Below are 22,516 nucleotides of genomic sequence, written 5' to 3'. Positions count from 1 at the left end.
GACTTCTCCAGCTCATGCTTTTTTACTCAGTAAAAGCACTATAGAACCTTGGTCAACCAAAATCTATTGTACCTAGGGACAATATTCCCCCGTTTTTCTACCACTTGCTTTTTAAGAATCACTAACTAATTGAAGAAACTAGACTTTTTGTATTTTTTTCTTATAATTGAGTTTCATACTGAAAGAAATGTGCGAGGAACGCACAATTCCGATACGCAAAAGGAATGCTGTTATGAACAATGTTAATCCTGTTTTAGCAAGTGCAACCCAAGCCACTTATATGCAGTCTAATGGGTTATCTGATACGACGGCAAAAGAACCTAAAGTCACAGAAAAATCGACGACAACTTCCTCTTCTGCGGGTAATTCAACCGTAACACTTTCGGATAAAAATCAATCGCTGCAATCAGACTATCTCAATTTGGCGAAAAGTCGTAGAGTGAACGAAAAAGATTCCGCTAGCACTGAAGCGACAGAAAAAGGCGAAACCACCAATGGTTTGACCTATTCTGCTAATTTTCAAGCACAAGCTAATTACAACGTACTGAATTCAACTGACAAAAAATAAAAACAACAATCCTCCTCTTCCATCGCCTTTTCGCTGATTTACTCAGCGTTAGGCGAAGGCTTTTAGCATCCAGTCAGCTTTCTTCAATACAATTTCACACTCCCTCAAATCTCTTGTATTAAATTTAGGCGTAAACTTTATTTCAGGTTAACGAATAAGGATTTTCGTTAACTGGGTTTCTCCGAAACCTAATTTCATTAACTCAAATAATATTCAATTAAGACCTCCTAAGCTTATTTGAATATGCTCCTCAGTTGAAAATCGCGCCGATTTATTCGGCGCTTTTTTTTGAAAAATCTCCTAAAATAATCTTTCACCATCCTACTCAAGGACTTTCTATGAAAACTGTTCATGGCAAACCTTATCGTCATGGTCATGGTACTGACGAACAACATAAGCAAGACCAAGCGCTTTTCTCAAAACTACTTGAACAACACGAACAACTAGAGCGCCACACGCAAAAAATCGACAATGGCATTATTGCCACGACCACTTCTCAAAACTCAGAACTGGCAAAAGTACTGCAAGATCACGTAATCGGCATGGGAAAGCGATTTGGCATGGGCAGAGCGATACGCTCTTGGGATCCATTATTTGCAGCATTATTTGAATACAAAGACCAAATAAACATGCATTACGAAGCGATTGAAAACGGCGTGCAAGCGACACTGACAGCGGAAGACCCAAAATTAGTTGAGTTGATTCATTGCCACGACCTTACGTTGCATGGTTTTGTAGATGAAGGCTTTGAAGCCGGCGGACGTGAAAGTCCTAAACCTGATTGGTTGGATTAAAATCTGAAGACCTTTCTGTGACTCTTGAATAATGAAAACAACGACCTTATAAATACGCCAAACACAGTCACTTGAAAGGAAACAAATATGATTATTATGTGCCCACACTGCGGTGGATTAAATCGCATTCCTGATGAAAAGTTGAGTCAATCTCCATCCTGCGGTAAATGCAAACAACCTCTATTTACCGGCACGCCAGTCGAAATGTCCGGTGAACAATTGATGCGTGCCATCGACAAAACCGATCAGCCGATTGTTGTAGATTTCTGGGCACCATGGTGCGGACCTTGTAAGATGTTTGCGCCCACTTTTGCCCAAGCTGCACAACAACTAGAACCTTATGCCAAGCTTGTCAAAATCAATACAGAAGTTGAACAGCAAATTGCAGGAAAATTTAATATTCGCTCTATTCCGACACTCGCCATCTTCAAAAATGGAAAAGAGATCGCCAGACAATCAGGTGCAATGCCTCTGCAAAGCTTTGTACAATGGGTCAAACAATCTATTTAATTTAAACCCGTAATCAAGGAAACTCTTTATGGAAATTGGCTCACCGGAGCACAAACAGCTCTTAACTAAAAGCATCGTCAAAATTGCGGTAAAAACTATCTCGATAGGATTAGTGATTGGGTTATTTCTGATGTTTCCAAGCTTGGTTCGTGAAAATGCGTTTTCTAATGGCTTGGCCATTGCCGGACAAGTCATTATCATCATCACTTTGATTTATGCGTTTAGCATAGCCTTCTCAAAGTACTGGAAAACCTTAAGAAACCTCTGAAACGGTAGGCTATTAAAGGCGTTTAAGCACGTTTTAGCTTAAACGCCAGCAGTCGATCACGGACACGTTGCCACTTAAACAGGGGCAGCGACTTCGCCCATTCCAATGCCAGACTCCGAACATCCTCATCATCCAAACTGAAATGGTCTTTATCCAAAGCATGAACTAGCTCAGACAGCGAGAATGAGTCTCCATAATGGGTACGGATTTTATTTTCCCACTGCCCGAAGCTTAGGTTTTTCACCTCTGCACCAAACTGAGAAACCGTCCAAGTTACAAGAATTTGCCACATCTCATCTCTGCTTTGCGCCTGTTTAATCGCTACAATCAAACGCCACTTATGCCATGCATCCATGAATATCCATACCAGTAACAACAATAGAAAGATAACGGATGCATAGAACAAAGCGTTCATCAGCCAATATACGACTCTAGGAACAGAAAACACCCATTGACCGGCTATAAACTGGTCGACGAGCTTACCGGAGGCAGGGTCAAAATAAGTGATTCTAATATCCGGTAGTCGAATCAATCCTAATGAAACAAAGCGCAACGGCTGCTTAATCAATCTCTCCGATATCAGTCCGCTCTCCGTCCACTGCTCATGTTTGTTCTGATCTGGCATCAACCATTCAACCGCATGATTATAGGCAAACTGACTGGTAGGGTCCGGCAAGGTGTTTGGATCCAAATTTTCACCTTTTACCGTTAACTCCCAATCCAGCTGCTGGTTCTCTACCTGCCAGAAACTTAGCTTGCTAGGCATCAATGAGACCTTTCCTATCGGCATGGCAACCGGCAGATAACTTGGTAAAGGTTTCACGTGAATCCAGTGGGTTTCATCAAAAAACAACCAAGGGCGTCCGTTACCTGTATTTTGTACTTCAACGATAGGTGTGCGTACCTTCACCTTACCAGGCTGCTCGCTTCCCACCAGCATTTGAAACATCCGCTGATTTCCCAACCAACGTTGATTGCCGCCAACCGGTTGTTCGGTGAAAATATGCGTTACCTTATCATTGGCATGTGGATGCAAAAGCATACGCGCACCCAAACTCGGATCAGAAGTTTTGACCAGCACTTTCCAACCCTGCAACTGGTTCATATAAGCCACGTTTTTAGGGGGTTGCCATTCGATAGCCACATCGTTATTTGGATCAACTTGAACCACTGCACCATCGAACTGCAAGCCACCGATATGGAGGGCAGGAAAACGCACGCGTCCTGCTTGGCGTGGATAAAGCACTAACCGCATGTAATCGGAATCACCATCCACATCATAGATTTCAAACTGATTACGAATCTTTTGTTTATCGAATTTTGCGAAGTCACCTTCAATATTGTGCCCTTTCAAAATAAGGGTCACCGGCTCACCCAACGTAATCTGCAGCGGCGACAAATTCACACTGTCAGCTTTTGCCGACATCGCCACCAAGGATAATGCCAGCACCAGCCCTGCGTGACGCATCAAAACACTTGTCCATCTCATTACCATGGCTTCACTCCTGGCAGATCATGTGCCTGCTCTTGCTCAGCCTGAAAGCCTTCTTCCCGCTCAAAAAGGTGTTGTAATAACAAAGACTGTTTATCTTGAACTTGTTGCATTTTTTGCTCAAATTTCTCAATGGTTCTTCTGCGTTTTTGCTGATCTAAAATCGCATTCGCGGTTTCTTCAGCCTTGTCAGTAGCTTCTAGCTTCTCAGATGGTTTTAGACGGAAATCGGTACGGTCTTCTTCATCCGGCAAAACAAATTCTTTCGCCTGCTTTTCTCCCTCTGGAGAATCACCAGACACACCTTTACCCGGCTCATTATTTGGCTTTTGTCCGCCATAAAAGCTGCCTTCCGCATCACGAGACTGATCGCCCCTACCGCTTCCGTTGCCCTTCTCGTCGTTTTGCTGTTTACCTTTTCTTTGCTGACGTTGCATTTTTTTCGCCAACTCCAGATTATGTTTGGCTTTGTCATAATCTGGCAGATAGACCAAGGCTTGTTCATAAGCTTCTATCGTTTGCGGAAATAAGTTGGATTTGAAAAAGGTATTCCCTAAATTAAACAATGCCTGAGCACGCTCTTTATCGTTTCGCCCGCCAACAGCAGCTTGCGTAAAGTACAACACTGCCGACTCATAATCAGCGGCGCGATAAGCAGCGTCTCCAGCGCCAAACCAACCCTCATATTGGTTCAATCCATCATAAAGTTGTTCAGACAAATCAAAATCATTCGATTGGAAGGCTTGGTATGCCTGCTGTTGTTTGGCGACTTGTTGGCTGGCACTTAAGTTCATTGATGAAGCTTCCGCATCATCTTGCGCCTGAGAAGGCGTTGGCAACCCAAGCAGACTTGCAGAAAGCAATCCAACCGCCAGCACACTAACTGAACCGGAAACTTGTGATCCCAATTTAACTGGATAGAACGCCAACACCAGTAAAATAAAGGCCGCCAACTCAAATGGCCAAGCATGGTCTTGCCAAATCGGCGTTGAAGACACAATAGTACGTTTTTGCGCCTGCTCTGTTACCGCACTCAGGAGTTGTTCTAAAAATGCGCCCTGATCCGTTGCTTGCAGATACTGTCCCGCCACTTGTCCTGCAAGTTTTTTCAAAAAGTCCGCTTCCAAGCGAGACGTCACCAACTTGCCAAAAGCGTGTAAATATCCGGTTGGGTCGGTAAACTCAGGAATACGGCTTGCTGCGTTTTTACCAACACCGACCAAAATCACTTTAGAGCCTGAAACATCATTGTCTGCCGTTTTATCGCTTCTCTTTGCCAAATCTTCCGGCAGCGTTTGCGGCTGATACTCGACAGGTTCACCATTGGTCAACATCACCAATACTTGCGCCTTGCCTGCCGTTTGTTTGAGATGTTTCAATCCAAAATCAAGCGCTGGATAAATCTGCGACCCTCTGGTCGGTAACATGCCCGGACGTACCAAGCCCAAATAATGTTTGAATAGCCCTCTGTCAAATGCCAACGGCGTCACCAAATGCGGTTTTCCAGCATACACCATCAACCCGACACGATCATTTGGCTCCAAACGGTTCAATAAGGATTCAATCAAAGCACGGCTGAAAATAAAACGATTACCCCCCATATCTTGAACCAACATAGAACGGGATACATCCAGACCAATCAAAATATCGACGCCAGCACGAGAGGATTCATTTGGCGCGGGAATCGCACTTCTTGGTCCTGCAAGAGAAATAATCATGGCGATCCAGGCAAAAGATAAGAATGCCATTGGCGATACAAGTTTGCTCAAACCACGCTTAATAAAATGCCATAAACAAAGAACTCGCCGCCCGAAGGGGTAAGGCGAGAAAAATCTGCCAGGTTGGGGGGTCGTACTCCTGCCGTCGCCATCAGCCAGATTCGCAGAAGAGCCCATTCCATTAAGTGCAGCAGCATCGGCTTTTACCCAAGGCAGTAACTCGGCATCAGCATAGTGTGCGGTTTGACGTTTTTTAATCACATAAGCAACCAGCCACCAAATGATTGGTACCAACACAAACCAGAGGGTCTGCGCATCACGCCATTCCCAACCGTCAGGCCAAACGAGTGTCCACATCTCATTGAAGAAGCGTATTAAGTGATTTTCTATAGAAGACAGCCAACTTTGCATTATGCCGCCTCCTCTGTCTGCAAGCGTTTCGCCAGCAGTTGCACCAATGCAAAATAGAGCACAAATAGCATCAATGCTAATGCGACAAAATAAGGATAGAGCTCTATTTTCGCGGTTTTCTTCTGTGGTGTTTCCAGTTGCGCACCTTCAGTTTGATCAATGGCCTGCAATACTTTCTGTAAGCTGGCTTCACCGTTTACCTGATAATAACGTCCACCGGTTTCAGCCGCCAAATGCTGCAACATACCACTTTTCAATGGTTGATATAACAGACCGGTAAACGCGCGCTTATCAGCTTGTGCACTCCCCGCGCCGACCCCGATGGTGTAAATAGGCACATTCAAACCTTGCGCGTAAGTAATGGCATCATCCAACGGAATCCGGCTAGCACGAGATTGCCCATCCGAGATAAAGATCACTACGCGTTTTTGTGTGGTTTTCGTCGAGTTTTCAGTTTGTTGAAGCCCTAACCCCAAAGCTTCACCAGCGCCTTCATCCGTACGACCCGCTAGATAAGGTCTCAGGCGTTTGAGCATCAATCGCGCCGTAACGGCATCCGTAGTCAGTGGCATTAACGTGAATGCCTGCTCAGCATAAACAATAAAACTGAAGCGGTTGCCCTGCAGCCCGGAGACAAACTGATCAAGTACCGATTTCACCACTGCCATACGCGTAGTCGGTTGACCATTCATTTCATAGTCCGGCAACAAAAAGCTGGCAGAAGACTCAATCACAAACACCAAATCCCGCACGGTTTTGGTTTGCGGCTCAGGCGGCAAAGGCACCTCTTTCACCGGACTTGCCAAAGCAATCGCCAATAGCGCCAAGATACTCCAGCGTAGAACTTGCAACGCCCAGCGCCAAAAACTTGATTTGGTTTGTGGCTGCATAACCCAATGCATGCGGTCAATCAATGGATGACGGAAAGACATGGATTTCATTTCCGCGACTTCATCCCAATCACTTAACCCGGATAGGCGCGCCTTGCTTTTAGATGCCGCCCAGAAAATTAATGTCAAAACGGGTGCTAAACCAACCAACACCAAAGCCGTTGGATGTTGGAAAATCCAAGTCGACCATTGTGGGATCTCTTGCCAAAACGCCGTCCAAGTCATGCCATCACTGACCATGATGTTCTCCTTGGCTGGAATTGACCGAATTCACGGACTTTCCCTTAATTCGGGAAAAAATGACTGTTATTGTAGCACGCCACCTACCTGCAAGCATGCCCGGTAAAGTTTTCAGCAGATGTTTTTCATGCGCATTCAACGCCTGTTTCAAGGCATCCAAAGTGGCAACCAATGTTTCACGTGAAGCATGACTACGACTGAAACAAAGTGGTTCTAAAGTTTGCTTTAAGATCAACGCATCTTCAGCCAACAATAACTGATGGCGTTTAGCATCATCGAAAATTTGGAATAGTTTTAGGGCTTCTTCATGACCCTCATCTTGATCACCCATGCTCGGTTGCTTAGACCAATGATTGTTCAATTTTTTCAACTGCCAACGAAGGTGAAAGCGTCTCCAGTAGCGATTACGCAGCCAATAAAGCACGCCTGCTAAAATCAGCACCCCCACTGCAATCAGCCCGATTTCCAACCAAAACCACCAATTCGTTCCCGGCTGGCTGGGCAACTCAATATCAATCAATTGTGCCGACAAGTCTTGAGCCTGTCTGGCTGAATCGGCAGACGTAGTTGCAGGTGCATCTTGTGCAGCAACGCTATTGGTGAGGAAAAATACAAGCAGACTGGCTACTGCAAAAGAGAGTCGAGACAATGGCTGTTTTATAAAACGTCGAAGAATATTCATCACGCCGCCCCCGCAAAACCAACATGACGGTGTAGCTTCAACAAATCGTCTTGAGTCGAGATTTCAATAAACGTCACGCCTACACGTGACAGTTTTTGGCGCAAGGTCTCAAAATATTGGCTTGCCCAGGTTTCATAAGCAACGTAATCTTGATGGGTCAAACTGTGCGCCTGTGTTCGGCCACTCAAGCTTTGCAGTTTAAGCCCGGAAATCGCCGGAAGTTGCTTCTCAACCGCATCATAGACCAACACCGCTTTGAGCATGACTTTCTGCTGCAACGCCGCCATGACATTCAAAGTGGCATCATCCAAATCCTGAAAATCACTGATGATGATAAGACGTGAACCCACTTGCAATCGTTTCTGGCACTCCAACAGCTCATCATGCAGGCGAGGCTCTTTCGCCACTGTCATCGGCGGCTGAGGCACCGACAGGAATTCCATCAACTGTTCGTAGCTGCTACGGCCTTCAAAAATCGGCGTGGATTTCACCGTTTCCGATAAACGAATGGCATCTACCGGCAGTCCTGCTATTTGAGCTTGCCAAGCATAATACCCGGCAACACGAACCGCTTGCGTGACCTTTAACCGCTGCTGAGTACCAAACCGCATGGACTGGCGTTGGTCGACCAGTAACGTCCAACTTTCCTGGCGCTCTTCCTGAAATAATTTGGTATAGGCTTGTCCGGTACGTGCCATCAAACGCCAGTTGATGCGACGAACTTCATCACCCGGTTGATACAAGCGGCTTTCTTCATACTCCATACCGGAACCTAAAAAACGACTGCCCTGCTCACCCTGCTTCAGGGACTCGCTGGCTTTTGGGTTCGGCGTTGCTTTCGGCACCATTTGCGATAACATTTCACCCAATTGATGAATGTCTTTTTGCGACAAAATCGGCTGTCTAACTGCCACAGTATCAGGCTGCACAGGCTTGAAAAGCTTGCGCAACCAATCAGATAGACGATTCAGCTGTAAAAACACCGACGTTGATGACATGAGAAGCCTTGCTTAAAACGGTTTATTGAGCGGCAGTTTGTGCGGTCTGAGTCATCGGCACAGGAACACGTTTGATGATTTCGGCAATCACCGAATCTTCCGTCCATTGCTGCGCACGACCTGAGAAACTGACACGGATACGATGTCTTAAAATATCCGGCAACATTGCAATCGCATCGTCTGGCGTGACAAAATCACGGCCCTGCAGCCAAGCATAAGCACTGGCACTATGCAGTAATGACAGCGTAGCACGAGGCGAAGCACCAATTTCGACAATACCCGCCAAAGAAGCATCATATTTCTCAAGTTTACGCGTCGCGGCCGTCAGATCGACGATGTATCTTTCCACTTCAGGCGAGACATATTGCTCAGAAATTTTATGGCGTGCTGACAACACCATCTCTGGCGTCAAGAATGCGTTCAACTGTTCTTTATCTTCGCCAAAGTGATGCGAACGGTCACGGCGAAGGATTTCCAATTCTTCTTCATCCGTCGGATAATCCAACACCACATGCAGCATAAAGCGGTCAAGTTGTGCCTCCGGTAGCGGATAAGTACCGCTCTGTTCCAGTGGGTTTTGCGTCGCCATAACAATAAATAAATCTGGTAGCATACGCGTCTTACCACCGGCCGTTACCTGCTTCTCAGCCATGGCTTCCAACAATGCCGATTGCACCTTTGGCGGCGCACGGTTGATTTCATCCGCCAGTACGATTTCATTGAAAATAGGGCCTTTAACGAAATTGAGCTGCCCAGATTGCGGATCGAGGATGTCTGACCCCATCACATCGCCCGGCATCAAATCCGGTGTGAACTGAATACGTTGAAAGCTCGCTTTTACAGCTTCAGCCAAGGTTTTAACCGCGGTGGTTTTCGCCAGGCCCGGCGGCCCTTCCAACAGCAAATGTCCCCCTGTCAGCATCGCAATCATCAAACGCTCCAACAGAGACTCCTGACCTACGATTACTTTTTGTAAATGGGTTTTTAAATTTTCAAAATCATTCAAGGTAGACATATGCTTTCCTTTTAAAGCTGCTTCTTTGCTTCAATCTTCTGTATAAGAAGATGCTAATTTAATCAATTTTGTAACCAAAAGAGAAATTCATTTTTCGGACAAACTTATCAACAAATCTAATCACAATCCAGCATATTTCATTAAGTCATCCACGGGAATCCTTCAGCTTTCCATTCCGGAAACCCTTCTTCCAGTTGGTAAGACTGCTGGCCATTTTCTTTTAATGCATTTAATAGTTGTTTTGAGTATACACAATAGGGTCCTCGGCAATAAGCGACCACCACCTTGCCCTTTGGCAGAGTTTCAACGGCTTCATTTATCTGATCCGGTGAAACGTTGATCGCGCCTTTAATATGTCCCTGTGCAAACTCTTTCTCTGGGCGGACATCAACAATGACAAAGTTCTTTTCATCCAAGCGTCCCAAAAGCTCCTGTCTGCTCATCTGCTTGCTAAAGATCTCGTTCGCATCCAAATCTAACAATAACCTGTCCATCTCGGCAATATGCGTTTCCGCAGTTTGCCTTAAGCTACGTACAAGCAAAATGACATCCTCACCTGAGATTTCATAAACACGGCTTTTACCCTGTTTTTTAACCAAAACCAACCCATGATTTTTCAAAACCTGAAGATGCCGAGACGTGTTGGCAAAATTTAATCCACTTAACTGGCTCAACTCTTCCACACTTCGCTCTGCTTGAGCCAAATAATCCAGTAATGCAATCCGTTGTGGAGACGCTAAGCAATGCGCAACCATCGCCAGCCTTTCAAACAATTGTTTTTTGATATCTGCCATCAAACAACCCGTTTCTCTGCCAATTTATGGCGTTATTACGTTATTTACTGCTCTCAAAAAGTGAATCTATCCAACTGAAACAATACATTCAATCAAAGAATTGAATGTTAAAGTAACCAACAGTACAATGCAATTCGTTTTTATTTCCGGACGACATCATAACAATGACCGAACAACACATTTCCCATGGGATATTGAGCAACAAACATCAGTTTGGACTCCATCTTGTCCAGATATTTCTCGTAGGTTTAACCATTGGCATGACAAGGGTCGCCGTACCGGGATTAGCGGAAACCGACTTCGGGTTGGCTGATCAAGCCTTTTTCCTTCTCACGTCTTTTGTTGTCGCTTTCGGCATCGTTAAGGCGATCATGAACCTGTTTGCAGGCAAATTGAGCGAGCATTACGGTCGAAAACAAGTACTGATCTGGGGCTGGTTAATCGCCATTCCAATTCCCTTTATGCTGCTTTACTCGCCTAATTGGAACTGGATTATTGGCGCAACTATTCTGCTCGGCTTCAATCAAGGTATGTGTTGGTCTATGGCGCTGAACAGCAAACTTGATTTGGCCAAAACCACCCAAAAAGGTCTGGTGAATGGCGTTAATGAATTCTCCGGCTACGCTGCGGTAGGTATTGCAGGTGTGATTACTGCCTATTTTGTTGAGCTTTGGGGGGCAAAAGAGGGTCTGTTCATTTTCAGTTTGATTGTGATTTTGTCAGGTTTGTTGCTGGCCAAACTCACTATCGTCGAAACCCTGCCCTGGGCACAATTACACGTGCAGCAAGCGCAAACCTCAGGACAGGACACCAGCCATCAAACACTGAGCCAACTCTTTCGCACTGCAAGCATCGAAAATAAGCCCCTAGTTGCCTTAAACCAAGCTGGCTTAGTCGAAAAATTTACCGATGCCATTGTTTGGATTTTCCTTCCCGTCTACTTTCTTTCACAAAACCTAACGCTTATTCAGGCAAGTTCTATCATTGCCGTTTATGGAATTGTTTGGGGTGCCAGTCAACTTATTACCGGACCACTGTCTGACAAAATCGGCCGCAAAGTCCTCATTGTCTGGGGCATGGTTTTCTGTGGGTTAGGCGTTCTCGCCATTCCTTATACATCCGACGTTTCGCTCTGGACTCTTGAAGCCGCCTTTATAGGCTTTGGAATGGCAATGCTGTATCCAAATCTAGGTGCCGCCGTTGGCGATTTTGCACCGCCACAACATCGAGCGAGCTTAATTGGGATTTACCGTTTCTGGCGGGATTCAGGCTATGCATTTGGGGCGCTTGCAATGGGCATCATGACGCAATGGTCGCAAAACCTTATCTTACCTTTTTGGTTTGTCGGTGTGACGATGCTTTTATCGGGAATAGTCGTACAGTTGTCACTCCCCAAAAAGTCATAAAAATCTGCCAGGTTGGGGTAGAAGAATTAAAAACAGACTCAAAAAAGCGATGCGCTCATTTGTTGGTCAGCATTGGATTTTTTGTCCTCAACATCATCCATTGCCTTTTCTTCTTCTGACAAAAACTGTGCAAAAGGTTGGTCTGGAAAGTCCTTTTCATACTCTGTTACCGCTTGCTCTGCCAACACTGCGACCGATTTATGTGTCGAATGCAATGCGTTGTGAATAAAATGGGCCAGCGCGGCTTGTTGCGGCTTTGGATAAGGATGTAAGAAAGGTAAACATGCCAGCAGGTTTTCCTGCGTTTGCCAGCTTTGCGTCACACAGAGACTCTTCAAAATACTGGTGGTTGAACCTTCAGGTAACTGACCTTGATTGCCAAGATAAATTTTCAATAGTTCACTGGCGCCGCGTTGCTGTTTTTGTTTCAACAAGGGCAACAACTGCATAACAAAATCCGGTTGGATTTTAAATTGGCGGTAAATGGACTTAAGATCGTCCGGGTGACCGTTCCAAGTGTTCAAAGTGCTTTCTAAATTCATCGTTGCAGACTCATTTTGCTAAACTTTAAACTCCTGATAACAAAAGAAAAAGGATAAGGCCAAATCTAACTTCACCTCTATTGAACCCATTTCAATTGCAGATTGCAAATTTGTTTTCTGTAAAATAGGCAAACCAAAAACGAAACTGCCAGAAAATGAAAAAAAACGCCCCAGCAGATCGCAACTTTGACAACCTCGTCCACAAATTTGAAAAACGGGTTTATGACACCGTTAAGGGCGAATGGCGCCTGAAATTGCTTAAAGAAGATCTTGATCATCTATACCAACAATCGCAATTGAACATATGGGATGCGGGTTGTGGTTTTGCCCAAGTGTCGCAGTGGCTGGCGGAAGCAGGACACCAAGTCACGTTATGTGACCTCTCCAAGAAGATGCTGCACAAGGCAGAGCAAAATTTTTCGGACGCCAAGCTAAAAGCAAATTTTTTGCACGGCGCGGCACAAGATTTAGCACCCGAATTACCGGAGTTCGATTTGGTGTTGTTCCACGCCGTGCTGGAATGGTTGGCTACGCCTTTAGAGACGTTGAAAACGGTTGCTGACAAAGTCAAAACAGGCGGCACGCTTTCTTTGCTGTTTTATAACCGCAACGCTTTTGTGTACACCAATGTCCTGAAGGGCGAATGGCGCTGGCAGTTTATTCTTGAAGACGCCTATATCGGCAAGGGCAAAAACCTTACGCCGCCAAACCCACAATTTCCACATGAAGTGATTGCCACTCTTGAAAGCTGGGGATTTGAAATCGAGATGCAAACCGGCATCCGTGTATTTCACGATTACCTCAATCCGCAAGTACTGGAAAAGTCCGATACTGAAGAACTCTTCGCTCTAGAATATCAATATTGCCGAATGCCGACTTATCGAGACATGGGGCGGTATATTCATTTGGTTGCTAAAAAACAATGAATCAAGCTACTCAAAGAAAATTGCTGAAAGAAGCTTTCAGACAGCTCAAGCGTCAACCCAAAATTTTACAGATCAGTTTTTTCTGGTGGCCAATGATTTTAGGCTTCGCCCTGCTGATTGGTGGCTTGAAATATGTTTATGAAACTGAATACGCTCGCCCCCAAATGGCCTATATGGGGGTACCGAAGACACAGAATGATTGGCAAAATCTCACCCACACATTGAGAAACGATGGCTACATGGTGGGTTACTCGGAAAAGTACGGCAATCCGCTTTGGGTCACCTACAAAGTCACGCAAAACAAGGAAAAGCTCGGCAAACGTGGCGAGTTCCATGCTGACTGGCGCAGTCTGCGCCATGTCACCAGTGACGACTATCGCCGCACAGGTTATGACCGAGGTCACATGGCACCTAACTATGTTATTGGCAGCCGTTATGGTCGTGAAGCTCAGTTACAGACGTTTCTCATGACCAATATCACACCGCAAAAGCACAGCTTCAACGCTAAAATCTGGCAGCGATTGGAAGAAGTCAGCGCAGATGTCTTTTCCAAACAGTTCACGTCTTTTTGGGTAGTAACCGGCCCTATTTTCAGCCAAAACCCGAAAATGCTGAAAGGCACCGACATCGCCATTCCCTCCGCGTTCTACAAAATTTTCGTACGTCCTGCTACAGACGGCAATCCTCCAATCGCCTTGGCGTTTATCATGCCTCAGACTGCGAAACCGGATGATTCTTTGATGAAATATGTGGTGACGATTGACGAGGTGGAACAGCGAACGGGTATCGACTTTTTCTGGAAACTGAACGATACTGTTGAAAACAAGCTGGAAGCTCACTCAAACATCAATGCTTGGGGATTACCAGCCATAGCGAACCGACCTAGCCGTTATTGAAATGGAAATGCCTGAAAAACAGACCGACAATCCACTTGCATTCAACCGCAGACAATTCCTTAAAAATGGCGTGGCCTTAGGCGTTCTCGGCGTGCTTGCCGGTTGTACGCCCACACAAGTCCGCAGAAGTTTCACCTCGGCAGAACAGCTGTACAACGGTGATGTGCCTAGTGCATTGACTTCCCAGATTCCGGTCACGGGTATTCCGCAAATCGACTCCTTGGTTCGCAAACAAATCAACAAAATGGTGAAAGAGCTGGCAAAAACCTGGGGCGACAAAAAAATCGCGTCGCAAAAGGAATATGTCAAGTACACCGACAAATACAAAAGCCGAGCCATCATCAATTTCACCACCGGACATATCCGCGTGGAAACGGTTGTCGATAAAGATGAGAAGACGGCGCTCAAAGCCGCCATCATCAGCACTCTTTTAACGCCGGACGACCCGAGCACCGTTGATCTGCTATCCGACAAATCGGTGAAAACTGGGAAAAAACCATTTTTATATGGCTTGGTTGTCGACCAGGATCAACAATCCGTCACCACGCAATGGCGAGCCAATCGATATGCCGATTATCTGATGGCACATGCCTATCAAAGTGATACCTATAATGGCAAACCACGTCATTATGTCACTTTCGAAATGGTTAAAGACCATGACGCAAATCAGCAGAAAAAATATTCCACTCAAGTCAGTCGTCAAAGCAAACGCTTCGATATCGAACCGGCTTTGGTGTATGCGATTATCGAAACCGAAAGTGCTTTCAACCCTTACGCCATGAGTCACATTCCGGCTTACGGGTTGATGCAAATCGTGCCACAAACTGCGGGTCGTGACGCTTACCGTTTGATTCACAACAAAGATGTCGCACCAAGCAAAAACTATCTGTTCAAACCGGATAACAATATCGAGATGGGTACGGCATATTTACATATTCTCGACACCAAATATTTAGGTTCCGTCAAACAAGAAAAGTCACGTGAATATTGTGTGATTGCCGCCTACAACACTGGAAGCGGAAACGTACTGGCAGCTTTTGACAATGACCGAGGGCGCGCGGTAGAGAAAATCAACCAGCTTTCCAGCCAACAGGTCTACCAACACTTGGTGAAAAACCTCAAATACGAAGAAGCCAGACACTACATACAAAAAGTCACGCGCAACAAAGCCAAATACTTAAGAGCTTAACCCCCAACCTGGCAGATTTTTCGTCACCCATCGTCAAAGTTGCGAATCCATTTTTCCGAACAGACGAATCCTTTATAATAAGCAACAAAATTGATTTCGTTTAACTTCAGAAGAAAGACTTGTGAAAGACACCATTTACGCTCAACCACATGAAGCTCTCGCCGCATTTCAGTTCGACGAATCGGTGGTTGCGGTTTTTCCGGATATGATTCAACGCTCAGTGCCGGGTTATCAAACGATTTTGACCGGCATTGGCGAGTTGACGGATGCCTTTTGCCAGCCGAATAGCAAACTATATGATTTGGGCTGCTCATTGGGAGCGGCGACCATCACCATGCGTCGTAAAGCAAAACACGGTTGCGAGATTATCGCAGTGGACAACTCCAAAGCAATGATTGAGCGCGCGAAAGAACACATCCTCGGCTTTCATTCGGATGTCCCGGTGAATCTGATCTGTGACGATATACAAGCTGTCGATATTGAAAATGCATCGATCGTGGTCATCAACTTCACGCTACAGTTCATCGCCCCCGAAGATCGCCAGACGTTGATTAGCGATATCTACCAAGGCTTGAAACCGGGTGGGATTTTGATTTTGTCGGAAAAAATTCACTTTGACCAAGCAGAAATTCAAACCGCCATTGAGCACTTGCATTTGCAATTCAAAAGAGCCAATGGTTATTCCGAATTGGAAATCGGGCAAAAGCGCGCCTCTCTGGAAAATGTATTGATTAGCGATACTGAAGCAACGCACCTTGAGCGTATGAAAACCGCAGGATTTGCTTCTGCTTCCATTTGGTTCCAAGCGTATAATTTTGTCTCCTTTTTAGCGATCAAATCTAAATAAGTGCCACGTGAAACATTACTTTGAACACTACGAACCCCTTTGGGAAGAATTAACCGGCTCCAGACTGGAAGAGTGGAAAGACGTTCTGTCACCACTTTTGGAAGAAGCTTTCACACCGGAAAATAACGGCAACCTCCCTCGTTGGCAACCGGCGCTGGAAGCTATTTTTAAACTGCCAAAGTCCGACACCTACACCCTGAATGCTTCGGCGATAGCGGTTCATTCAGACAGCACCAGCGAAAGTGCACGCGAACAACTCAAGACTCACCTCAAAGGTTTGATGCCTTGGCGAAAAGGGCCTTTTGACATCGAGGGCGTGTTTATCGACACCGAATGGCACTCGGACTGGAAATGGGATCGTGTACAACCACACCTAAGCAGCCTGGAAGGTAAAAAAGTGCTGGATATCGGCTGTGGTAGCGGTTATCACATCTGGCGAATGATGGGAGAAGGTGCGTGTTTCGCCGTCGGCGTTGATCCAAGTTTGTTGTTCATGAGTCAGTTCTTGGTGATGAAGCATTTTATCGGTGACTCGGTTCCGGCATACTTTCTGCCGCTGACATTAGAGCAACTGCCCGTTATCAATAAAGCAGAAGAGTTCGATACCGTCTTTTCCATGGGCGTTTTATATCATCGCCGTTCCCCTATCGACCACCTTCTGGATTTACGCAAACATATGAAGCCCGGTGGTGAGCTGGTACTGGAAACCTTGGTTGTTCCTGAAACCTACGGGCAGCTATTGGTTCCGGCAGACCGCTATGCACAAATGAACAATGTCTGGTTCTTGCCTTCGGTTCCCGAGCTGATTCGCTGGATGGAAAAGTGCGGCTACAAAAATGTACGCTGCGTCGATTTGGATCAAACCTCCATTGAAGAACAACGCGCCACCGAATGGATGGACTGGAAATCCCTAGAAGACTTTTTAGACCCGAATGATCCTTCCCGTACCATTGAAGGCTACCCTGCACCTTTAAGGGCTGTTGTTTTAGCAAACAAATAGGCTAAAATACTAAAGACTTCTGGGATTGTGCTGGCGATTTTCCGGTTTTTACTGATGTGTGCCGCTACCTTGTATAAGTCATAACCGCCTTGAGGATAACAAAGCATGAATGTTCGCAATGTTGCCATCGTCAGTATTTCTGCCTTACTGTTCTTTATCCTGCCTGTTTTCGAGATGGTCACCCATCAAAGTCCTCATGCCGCAACTCAGAACAAATCCCCGGATTTGGTTATTTATGCCGGCATCACCATGATCAAGCCTCTTAAGGTTTTAGCAGATGCGTTTGAAAAACAACATCACGTCAATATAGAAATCAATCAAGGTGCGTCGGGTTTTCTTTACCAAACCATCAAGAAGGAAAAACAAGGGGACATCTATTTTCCAGGGAGCGACTCCTTTCGTAGAATTGGTGAAAAAGAAGGACTGATCTTAGAGCATGTGCTGGTCGGTTATAACCGTGTAGCTTTGGTCGTTGCCAAAGACAACCCCAAACATCTGACCAACGACCTTAACCAGCTTATGAACCCGGAACTCTCGGTTGTTTTATCCTCGCCAACCTCAGGCGCTATCGGCAAGGCTGGGGATACCATGTTGAAAAAAGCAGACATCGCCGAAAAGGTCTATAAAAACGTCACCTACTTCACCACTGACTCGCATCGCCTGTTTCATGCCATTAAATCTGGAGATGCCGACATCGTCATCAACTGGTATGCCGTCACCAAATGGCCGGAAACCAAAGATTACCTAACCCTCATTCCCATTGATCCCAAATGGTCAAAACCGAAGAAACTGGAACTGGACTTATTGAACTACTCCAAAAACCCGGCTCTTGCCAAAGCATTCATGGCTTATGCCGCTTCTAAGACTGGTGTCAAAGTGTTCTATAACTATGGCTTCTTCACCCAGCAAGAATATGATCAGCGCATGAAAGAACTCTCCACTGAAGGGCAGGGAAAATGAGCCCCTTTACGCTTTTCTCACACACGGCTAAGAACCGACTCTTGGCGCTATTGATTTTGTTTGTACTCGGATTTTTTGCTCAAACCATCATCAATTACAGCATCGAAAACTTCATCAATGCGCTGGATAAACATATTCAAAACGCTGACGTGCAACGCGTTGTCACCTCTGATATCAGTTTGGAAATTCGCAATATCGAATCCCTGTTCTACCAGATGGCAGCATTTCCAAACAAGCACATGCGTAACATCATCTTGCGAAAAATCAGTGAAAAAGAATCCAAGGTGTATGAGTCATTTTTCATATTGAATAATGGTGGTAACTTTTATCATAGCTATGACTTGAACCTACCGGATGCGGATAAACTGGAAAGTTTCCAAACCTACCAGCCCGAACGTTTCAACCACTTTTCCTTTGCAGCAGCAGATATTTTGCCTAAATTTCGTCTTATCAACGAAAAGCTGGTCGAGTTAAACGATCAACTTGAGGAAATCGACAAGCTTCAACAAGAAAAATCGCCGCTTCTCTCGCGCAAAATTACCGAATTTCAGCTCAACATGAAATTCTTCACACCGATCTTTCACCGCTTGAAAGAAAGCGCGAACCGCGTCTTTTTGACCAATGCCTTGGATTACAAAAAACTGAAACAACGTGTACAAAAAGACAAGGAAAGGTACCGAAACTATCAAATACTCCTGTCCATCAGTTTGATCGTGATCGGACTTTGGATTTTCTGGCATCTCAGCCGAAGCATCAATCAATCCATTTCGGAGCTTACTGAATCGCGCGATTACTCACGCAATATCCTGGAATCTCAATCGAATATCATCATCATTAACGATGGCGAGAAGTTAATTGATGCCAGTGGTGGCTTCTTTGCGTTCTTTGAAGATTATGACTCTTTGGACGCATTCCAGCATGAACACGAATGTGTGTGCGACTTCTTTGTCAAAGAAGAAGGCTTTATCTATAAATTTCCAGACAAGAAGTGGATTGAATACCTCGTAGATCATCCTCATCAAACTCATAAGGTAAAAGTACTCCATAAGGGTGAAATCTCACTTTTTCAGATTTCTGCCATGAAATCGAAGCTCTACGATCGTTTTGTTATCTCCATGTTCGACATTTCAGAAAATGAGCGCATCAACGAACACTTGATGATCGAAAAGGACAAAGCCTTGGCTGCCACCAAAGCCAAAGGGGAGTTCCTCGCCAACATGTCACATGAAATTCGCACGCCACTCAATGCGATTCTCGGCTTCATTGCGCTGTTAAAAGAAAAAAATCAGGATAAGGAATCCAGAGAATATCTGGATATCATTGATACTTCCAGCCAAGCTTTGACGAGCATTATCAACGACATTCTCGACTTGAGCAAAATTGAAAGCGGTAAACTGGAGATCGATCCTGTGGTCTTTGACCCTCAAAAGTCCATCAGCCAAGTTGCCGACTTGTTCTTAGCGAGATGCAGTGAAAAAAATATCGACTTGATTATCAACATTGATCGCATGCCACCAAGACTTGAAGCCGATGTACTGCGAATCAATCAGATATTGAGTAACTTCCTATCCAACGCGGTTAAATTCTCAGACGCAGGACAATCTATCACCCTCACGGCAAGCTATGACTGGGACAAGGAGCAACTCCTCTGCAAAGTCATGGACGAAGGGATAGGTATTCCTCTGGAAAAACAAGCTGATATTTTTGAATCCTTTTCTCAAGCGGAAAGCTCTACCACCCGAAAATACGGCGGTACAGGGCTTGGTTTAACCATCAGCGCAAAATTGATTCAGCTTCTGGGAGGAGACCTTCAACTTAAAAGTGAGGAATCAAAAGGCAGTTGTTTTGGGTTCACCGTTCCAGCAAAAATAGTGAAAATGGCAACGGAAATCGAGCGTAAACAAACCCTGCAAGACAGTTTCGAAGGTCATATTTTGCTGGTGGAAGATAACGTCACCAACCAAATGCTGATGTCTGCCATTTTGAAAAAACTGGAGCTTACCTTCGATATTGCTCAAGACGGTCTAGAAGCCGTTGATAGGGTTCAAGAGAGCCGGTATGACCTGATCCTTATGGATGAGAACATGCCTAAACTCAACGGTATCAACGCCACCAAACAGATTCGTATGCTGGAAAAGGCCAACCAAATCATACCTCAAGTCGTGGTAGCCCTCACGGCAAATGCCATGAAAGGTGACAAAGAACGCTTCCTAATGGCTGGCATGGACAACTATTTGCCAAAACCAATTAATATCGACGACCTAAAATCGGTATTAATGGAATATCTTCCTTCCAATCAGAACGAAGTTTGACGCTATCGCCCCACAAATACGCACAAAATCCAACTTCTTTTAAGTATCTTGAAAGACTTGCATCAATTGAAGCCGATATAATGAACCCCTTGTCATTGGCGAACTAATAAAAGGCGTATTTATGTCCGCAACCACTTTGTCCGAAAAATTTTCTGCATTATTGACGAGACTGAATCAACACATTCTCGGTCAACCTCACTTAACAGAGCGTATGCTGGTCGCCTTACTGGCAGATGGTCATTTGTTGGTGGAAGGCCCTCCAGGTTTGGCAAAAACCAAAGCCATTAAAACCCTGTCAGAATTGATTGAAGGCGATTATCATCGCATCCAATTCACGCCGGATTTATTGCCTTCTGACATCACCGGGACAGAAGTCTTACAACCCAATGGTGAATTCGGGTTACAAAAGGGGCCTATTTTCCATAACCTGATTTTGGCCGATGAAATCAACCGCGCGCCCGCTAAAGTACAGTCTGCATTATTGGAAGCCATGGCTGAAGAACAAGTCACCGTTGGTAAACACACTTTACCGCTTGAGCGCCTGTTCATGGTCATGGCGACGCAAAACCCAATTGAACAGGAAGGCACTTATCCTTTGCCGGAAGCACAACTTGACCGTTTCATGCTTCATGTCCGAATCGATTACCCAAATGCAGAAACGGAAAGACACATTCTCGACTTGGTGGAAGATGAAGCTAGAGAGAATGCCGCAGGCTTTCCTTACTTCGAACCACTAAGCCAAGTAGATTTATTCGAAGCACGTAACGAAATTCTGAACTTATATCTGTCGGAAGAAACCAAGACTTATATCGTTGAATTGGTCATGGCAACACGCCAGCTCGAAAAATACGACCCCACACTCGCCAAGGCCATTGAATTTGGTGTGAGTCCACGTGCAACCCTAGCACTCTCTCGCGGTGCGCGCGCTTTGGCTTGGCTGAAAGGTCAGGATTATGTCAGCCCGGAAGAAGTTCAGGCAGTGGTGCATGATGTGTTCCGTCACCGTATCCTGCTAAGTTTTGAAGGTGAAGCGGCAGGCATGACCGCAGATAAACTGGTTGACCAATTGATTCAACTGGTTCCTGTCATCTAATTCAGGCATTTTGTCGGACGCAACCATGTCAGAGACCAATAGCTCACCTACTTCATTTTTCGATAATCCAGCGATCTATTCACAGCTGGATAGTCTGCTGCAACTTCGGTTTCATGTGAAACGTCTGCGGTTGAACAGTCAGCAGAGACTTATTTCCGAAAAAGCCGGTTATCGCCAAGCCATCCGTAAAGGACGAGGCATGGAGTTTAATGAAGTTCGCGAGTATGCGCCTGGTGACGATATCCGACATATCGACTGGAAAGTCAGTGCTCGCACCCGAAAATACCACACCAAACTTTTTACCGAGGAGTTGGAGCGCCCTGTTCTGTGTATTCTGGAGCAAAGCCCCAAATTGTTTTTCGGCAGCCAGACCCGTTTCAAATCAGTGCAAGCACTGAACATTGCCGCAACCCTGGGTTGGGTGACGTTACAGGAAGGTGATCGTTTCGGCGGTTATGTTTTCAACCACCTTGGCCATAAATGGATAGAACCGAAACATCAGGCAAAGAATGTTCTTCAATTTTTGAATGCCGCGACCACTCTTCAACAACAGGTCCTTAGACCCGGCACCAGAGATAACTGGCAGCACCACCTCTCACAAGTTTTACCCCATTTGAAGTCCGGCACGCGTGTGTATTTGATTGGCGATTTTCTGGACATGGAGCCAACCTTTTTCGATACGCTCTCGCACTTCAAACGCCAGTGTGAAATTGTATTGATCCATGTATTCGATCCCGTCGAGGCCGACCTGCCTAGCCAAGGCATTTTGAAACTGACAGACGGCGAAAATCAAACGGATTTCGACACTTTTTCGTCGCGACAATTGGCGGACTATCATACGCAATACGCTTCTAGATTCGATGCTTTGCAGCAACTGAGCTATAGCTTGCAAATCCCAATGCTGTCGGTACCCACACAGGATAATGTGTTGGAAAGTCTGCGTGCGCAGAAGGTGGTGAGCTGAT

Annotated in this window: 22 protein-coding genes; 14 read left to right on the top strand and 8 right to left on the bottom strand. The window is 45.5% G+C overall.

Annotated features, from left to right (window positions below; translation table 11 throughout):
- The first annotated feature begins 232 nt into the window (after window positions 1-232).
- From HVMH_RS00475 to HVMH_RS00460, 4 genes are all read left to right on the top strand, one after another.
- The gene (locus HVMH_RS00475) at window positions 233-568 is read left to right on the top strand and encodes a hypothetical protein (RefSeq protein ID WP_035628979.1); all 336 of its coding nucleotides are present in this window, start codon (window positions 233-235) and stop codon (window positions 566-568) included.
- 338 nt (window positions 569-906) lie between these two features.
- Entirely contained in the window at window positions 907-1,362 is a 456-nt protein-coding gene (locus HVMH_RS00470) for a hypothetical protein (protein ID WP_029911269.1), read from the top strand.
- 87 nt (window positions 1,363-1,449) lie between these two features.
- Complete coding sequence (gene trxC, locus HVMH_RS00465) at window positions 1,450-1,872, top strand: thioredoxin TrxC (protein WP_029911272.1); 423 nt, start codon at window positions 1,450-1,452, stop codon at window positions 1,870-1,872.
- 28 nt (window positions 1,873-1,900) lie between these two features.
- Window positions 1,901-2,140 (top strand): hypothetical protein, encoded by a 240-nt coding sequence (locus HVMH_RS00460; RefSeq protein WP_029911275.1) that lies wholly within the window; start codon window positions 1,901-1,903, stop codon window positions 2,138-2,140.
- 22 nt (window positions 2,141-2,162) lie between these two features.
- On the opposite strand, the gene HVMH_RS00455 is transcribed toward HVMH_RS00460, so the two are convergent.
- The 7 genes from HVMH_RS00455 to HVMH_RS00425 form a co-directional block, all read right to left on the bottom strand.
- The gene (locus HVMH_RS00455) at window positions 2,163-3,635 is read right to left on the bottom strand and encodes a BatD family protein (protein WP_029911278.1); all 1,473 of its coding nucleotides are present in this window, start codon (window positions 3,633-3,635) and stop codon (window positions 2,163-2,165) included.
- On the bottom strand, window positions 3,629-5,761 hold the full coding sequence (locus tag HVMH_RS00450; RefSeq protein ID WP_029911281.1) for a VWA domain-containing protein: 2,133 nt from the start codon (window positions 5,759-5,761) through the stop codon (window positions 3,629-3,631). Before HVMH_RS00450 ends, HVMH_RS00455 begins: the two co-directional genes overlap by 7 nt.
- Window positions 5,761-6,891, bottom strand: coding sequence for a vWA domain-containing protein (locus HVMH_RS00445; RefSeq protein WP_035628981.1), 1,131 nt, complete (start codon window positions 6,889-6,891; stop codon window positions 5,761-5,763). Before HVMH_RS00445 ends, HVMH_RS00450 begins: the two co-directional genes overlap by 1 nt.
- Window positions 6,881-7,573, bottom strand: a complete 693-nt coding sequence (locus HVMH_RS00440; protein ID WP_029911287.1) for a DUF4381 domain-containing protein — start codon at window positions 7,571-7,573, stop codon at window positions 6,881-6,883. The genes HVMH_RS00445 and HVMH_RS00440 overlap by 11 nt, the downstream gene beginning before the upstream one ends.
- On the bottom strand, window positions 7,573-8,571 hold the full coding sequence (locus HVMH_RS00435) for a DUF58 domain-containing protein (RefSeq protein ID WP_051623060.1): 999 nt from the start codon (window positions 8,569-8,571) through the stop codon (window positions 7,573-7,575). The genes HVMH_RS00440 and HVMH_RS00435 overlap by 1 nt, the downstream gene beginning before the upstream one ends.
- A gap of 22 nt (window positions 8,572-8,593) precedes the next feature.
- Window positions 8,594-9,586 (bottom strand): AAA family ATPase, encoded by a 993-nt coding sequence (locus HVMH_RS00430; protein ID WP_029911293.1) that lies wholly within the window; start codon window positions 9,584-9,586, stop codon window positions 8,594-8,596.
- A gap of 140 nt (window positions 9,587-9,726) precedes the next feature.
- Window positions 9,727-10,380, bottom strand: coding sequence for an ArsR/SmtB family transcription factor (locus HVMH_RS00425; RefSeq protein ID WP_029911295.1), 654 nt, complete (start codon window positions 10,378-10,380; stop codon window positions 9,727-9,729).
- A gap of 164 nt (window positions 10,381-10,544) precedes the next feature.
- On the opposite strand from HVMH_RS00425, the gene HVMH_RS00420 reads away from it, so the two are divergent.
- On the top strand, window positions 10,545-11,786 hold the full coding sequence (locus HVMH_RS00420) for an MFS transporter (protein WP_029911299.1): 1,242 nt from the start codon (window positions 10,545-10,547) through the stop codon (window positions 11,784-11,786).
- Between the two features lie 38 nt (window positions 11,787-11,824).
- Here the strand turns inward: HVMH_RS00420 and HVMH_RS00415 are convergent, their stop codons facing one another.
- Window positions 11,825-12,328 (bottom strand): hypothetical protein, encoded by a 504-nt coding sequence (locus HVMH_RS00415; RefSeq protein ID WP_029911302.1) that lies wholly within the window; start codon window positions 12,326-12,328, stop codon window positions 11,825-11,827.
- A 155-nt stretch (window positions 12,329-12,483) separates the two neighbouring features.
- Between HVMH_RS00415 and HVMH_RS00410 the strand changes: the two genes are divergently transcribed.
- The 9 genes from HVMH_RS00410 to HVMH_RS00370 all read left to right on the top strand — a co-directional run bounded on the left by HVMH_RS00410 (window position 12,484) and on the right by HVMH_RS00370 (window position 22,515).
- Window positions 12,484-13,254, top strand: a complete 771-nt coding sequence (locus HVMH_RS00410) for a methyltransferase domain-containing protein (protein ID WP_029911303.1) — start codon at window positions 12,484-12,486, stop codon at window positions 13,252-13,254.
- Window positions 13,251-14,150, top strand: coding sequence for a DNA/RNA non-specific endonuclease (locus HVMH_RS00405; protein ID WP_029911305.1), 900 nt, complete (start codon window positions 13,251-13,253; stop codon window positions 14,148-14,150). The genes HVMH_RS00410 and HVMH_RS00405 overlap by 4 nt, the downstream gene beginning before the upstream one ends.
- A gap of 7 nt (window positions 14,151-14,157) precedes the next feature.
- Window positions 14,158-15,339 (top strand): murein transglycosylase domain-containing protein, encoded by a 1,182-nt coding sequence (locus tag HVMH_RS00400; RefSeq protein ID WP_051623238.1) that lies wholly within the window; start codon window positions 14,158-14,160, stop codon window positions 15,337-15,339.
- A gap of 121 nt (window positions 15,340-15,460) precedes the next feature.
- Window positions 15,461-16,186 (top strand): carboxy-S-adenosyl-L-methionine synthase CmoA, encoded by a 726-nt coding sequence (cmoA, locus tag HVMH_RS00395; protein ID WP_029911309.1) that lies wholly within the window; start codon window positions 15,461-15,463, stop codon window positions 16,184-16,186.
- 7 nt (window positions 16,187-16,193) lie between these two features.
- Window positions 16,194-17,186, top strand: coding sequence for a tRNA 5-methoxyuridine(34)/uridine 5-oxyacetic acid(34) synthase CmoB (gene cmoB, locus HVMH_RS00390; protein ID WP_029911311.1), 993 nt, complete (start codon window positions 16,194-16,196; stop codon window positions 17,184-17,186).
- Between the two features lie 105 nt (window positions 17,187-17,291).
- Window positions 17,292-18,146, top strand: a complete 855-nt coding sequence (gene modA, locus HVMH_RS00385) for a molybdate ABC transporter substrate-binding protein (RefSeq protein WP_029911313.1) — start codon at window positions 17,292-17,294, stop codon at window positions 18,144-18,146.
- Window positions 18,143-20,458: an ATP-binding protein gene (locus HVMH_RS00380; RefSeq protein WP_051623061.1), complete on the top strand. Its 2,316-nt coding sequence runs from the start codon at window positions 18,143-18,145 to the stop codon at window positions 20,456-20,458. The genes modA and HVMH_RS00380 overlap by 4 nt, the downstream gene beginning before the upstream one ends.
- Before the next feature lie 121 nt (window positions 20,459-20,579).
- Entirely contained in the window at window positions 20,580-21,551 is a 972-nt protein-coding gene (locus HVMH_RS00375; RefSeq protein ID WP_029911316.1) for an AAA family ATPase, read from the top strand.
- Window positions 21,552-21,576: 25 nt separating this feature from the next.
- Complete coding sequence (locus HVMH_RS00370) at window positions 21,577-22,515, top strand: DUF58 domain-containing protein (RefSeq protein ID WP_051623062.1); 939 nt, start codon at window positions 21,577-21,579, stop codon at window positions 22,513-22,515.
- Window position 22,516: the final 1 nt, after the last annotated feature.

Source organism: Hydrogenovibrio marinus (assembly GCF_013340845.1).
Taxonomy (GTDB): Bacteria; Pseudomonadota; Gammaproteobacteria; order Thiomicrospirales; family Thiomicrospiraceae; genus Hydrogenovibrio; species Hydrogenovibrio marinus.
This window is presented reverse-complemented; position numbering and strand designations above follow the sequence as displayed.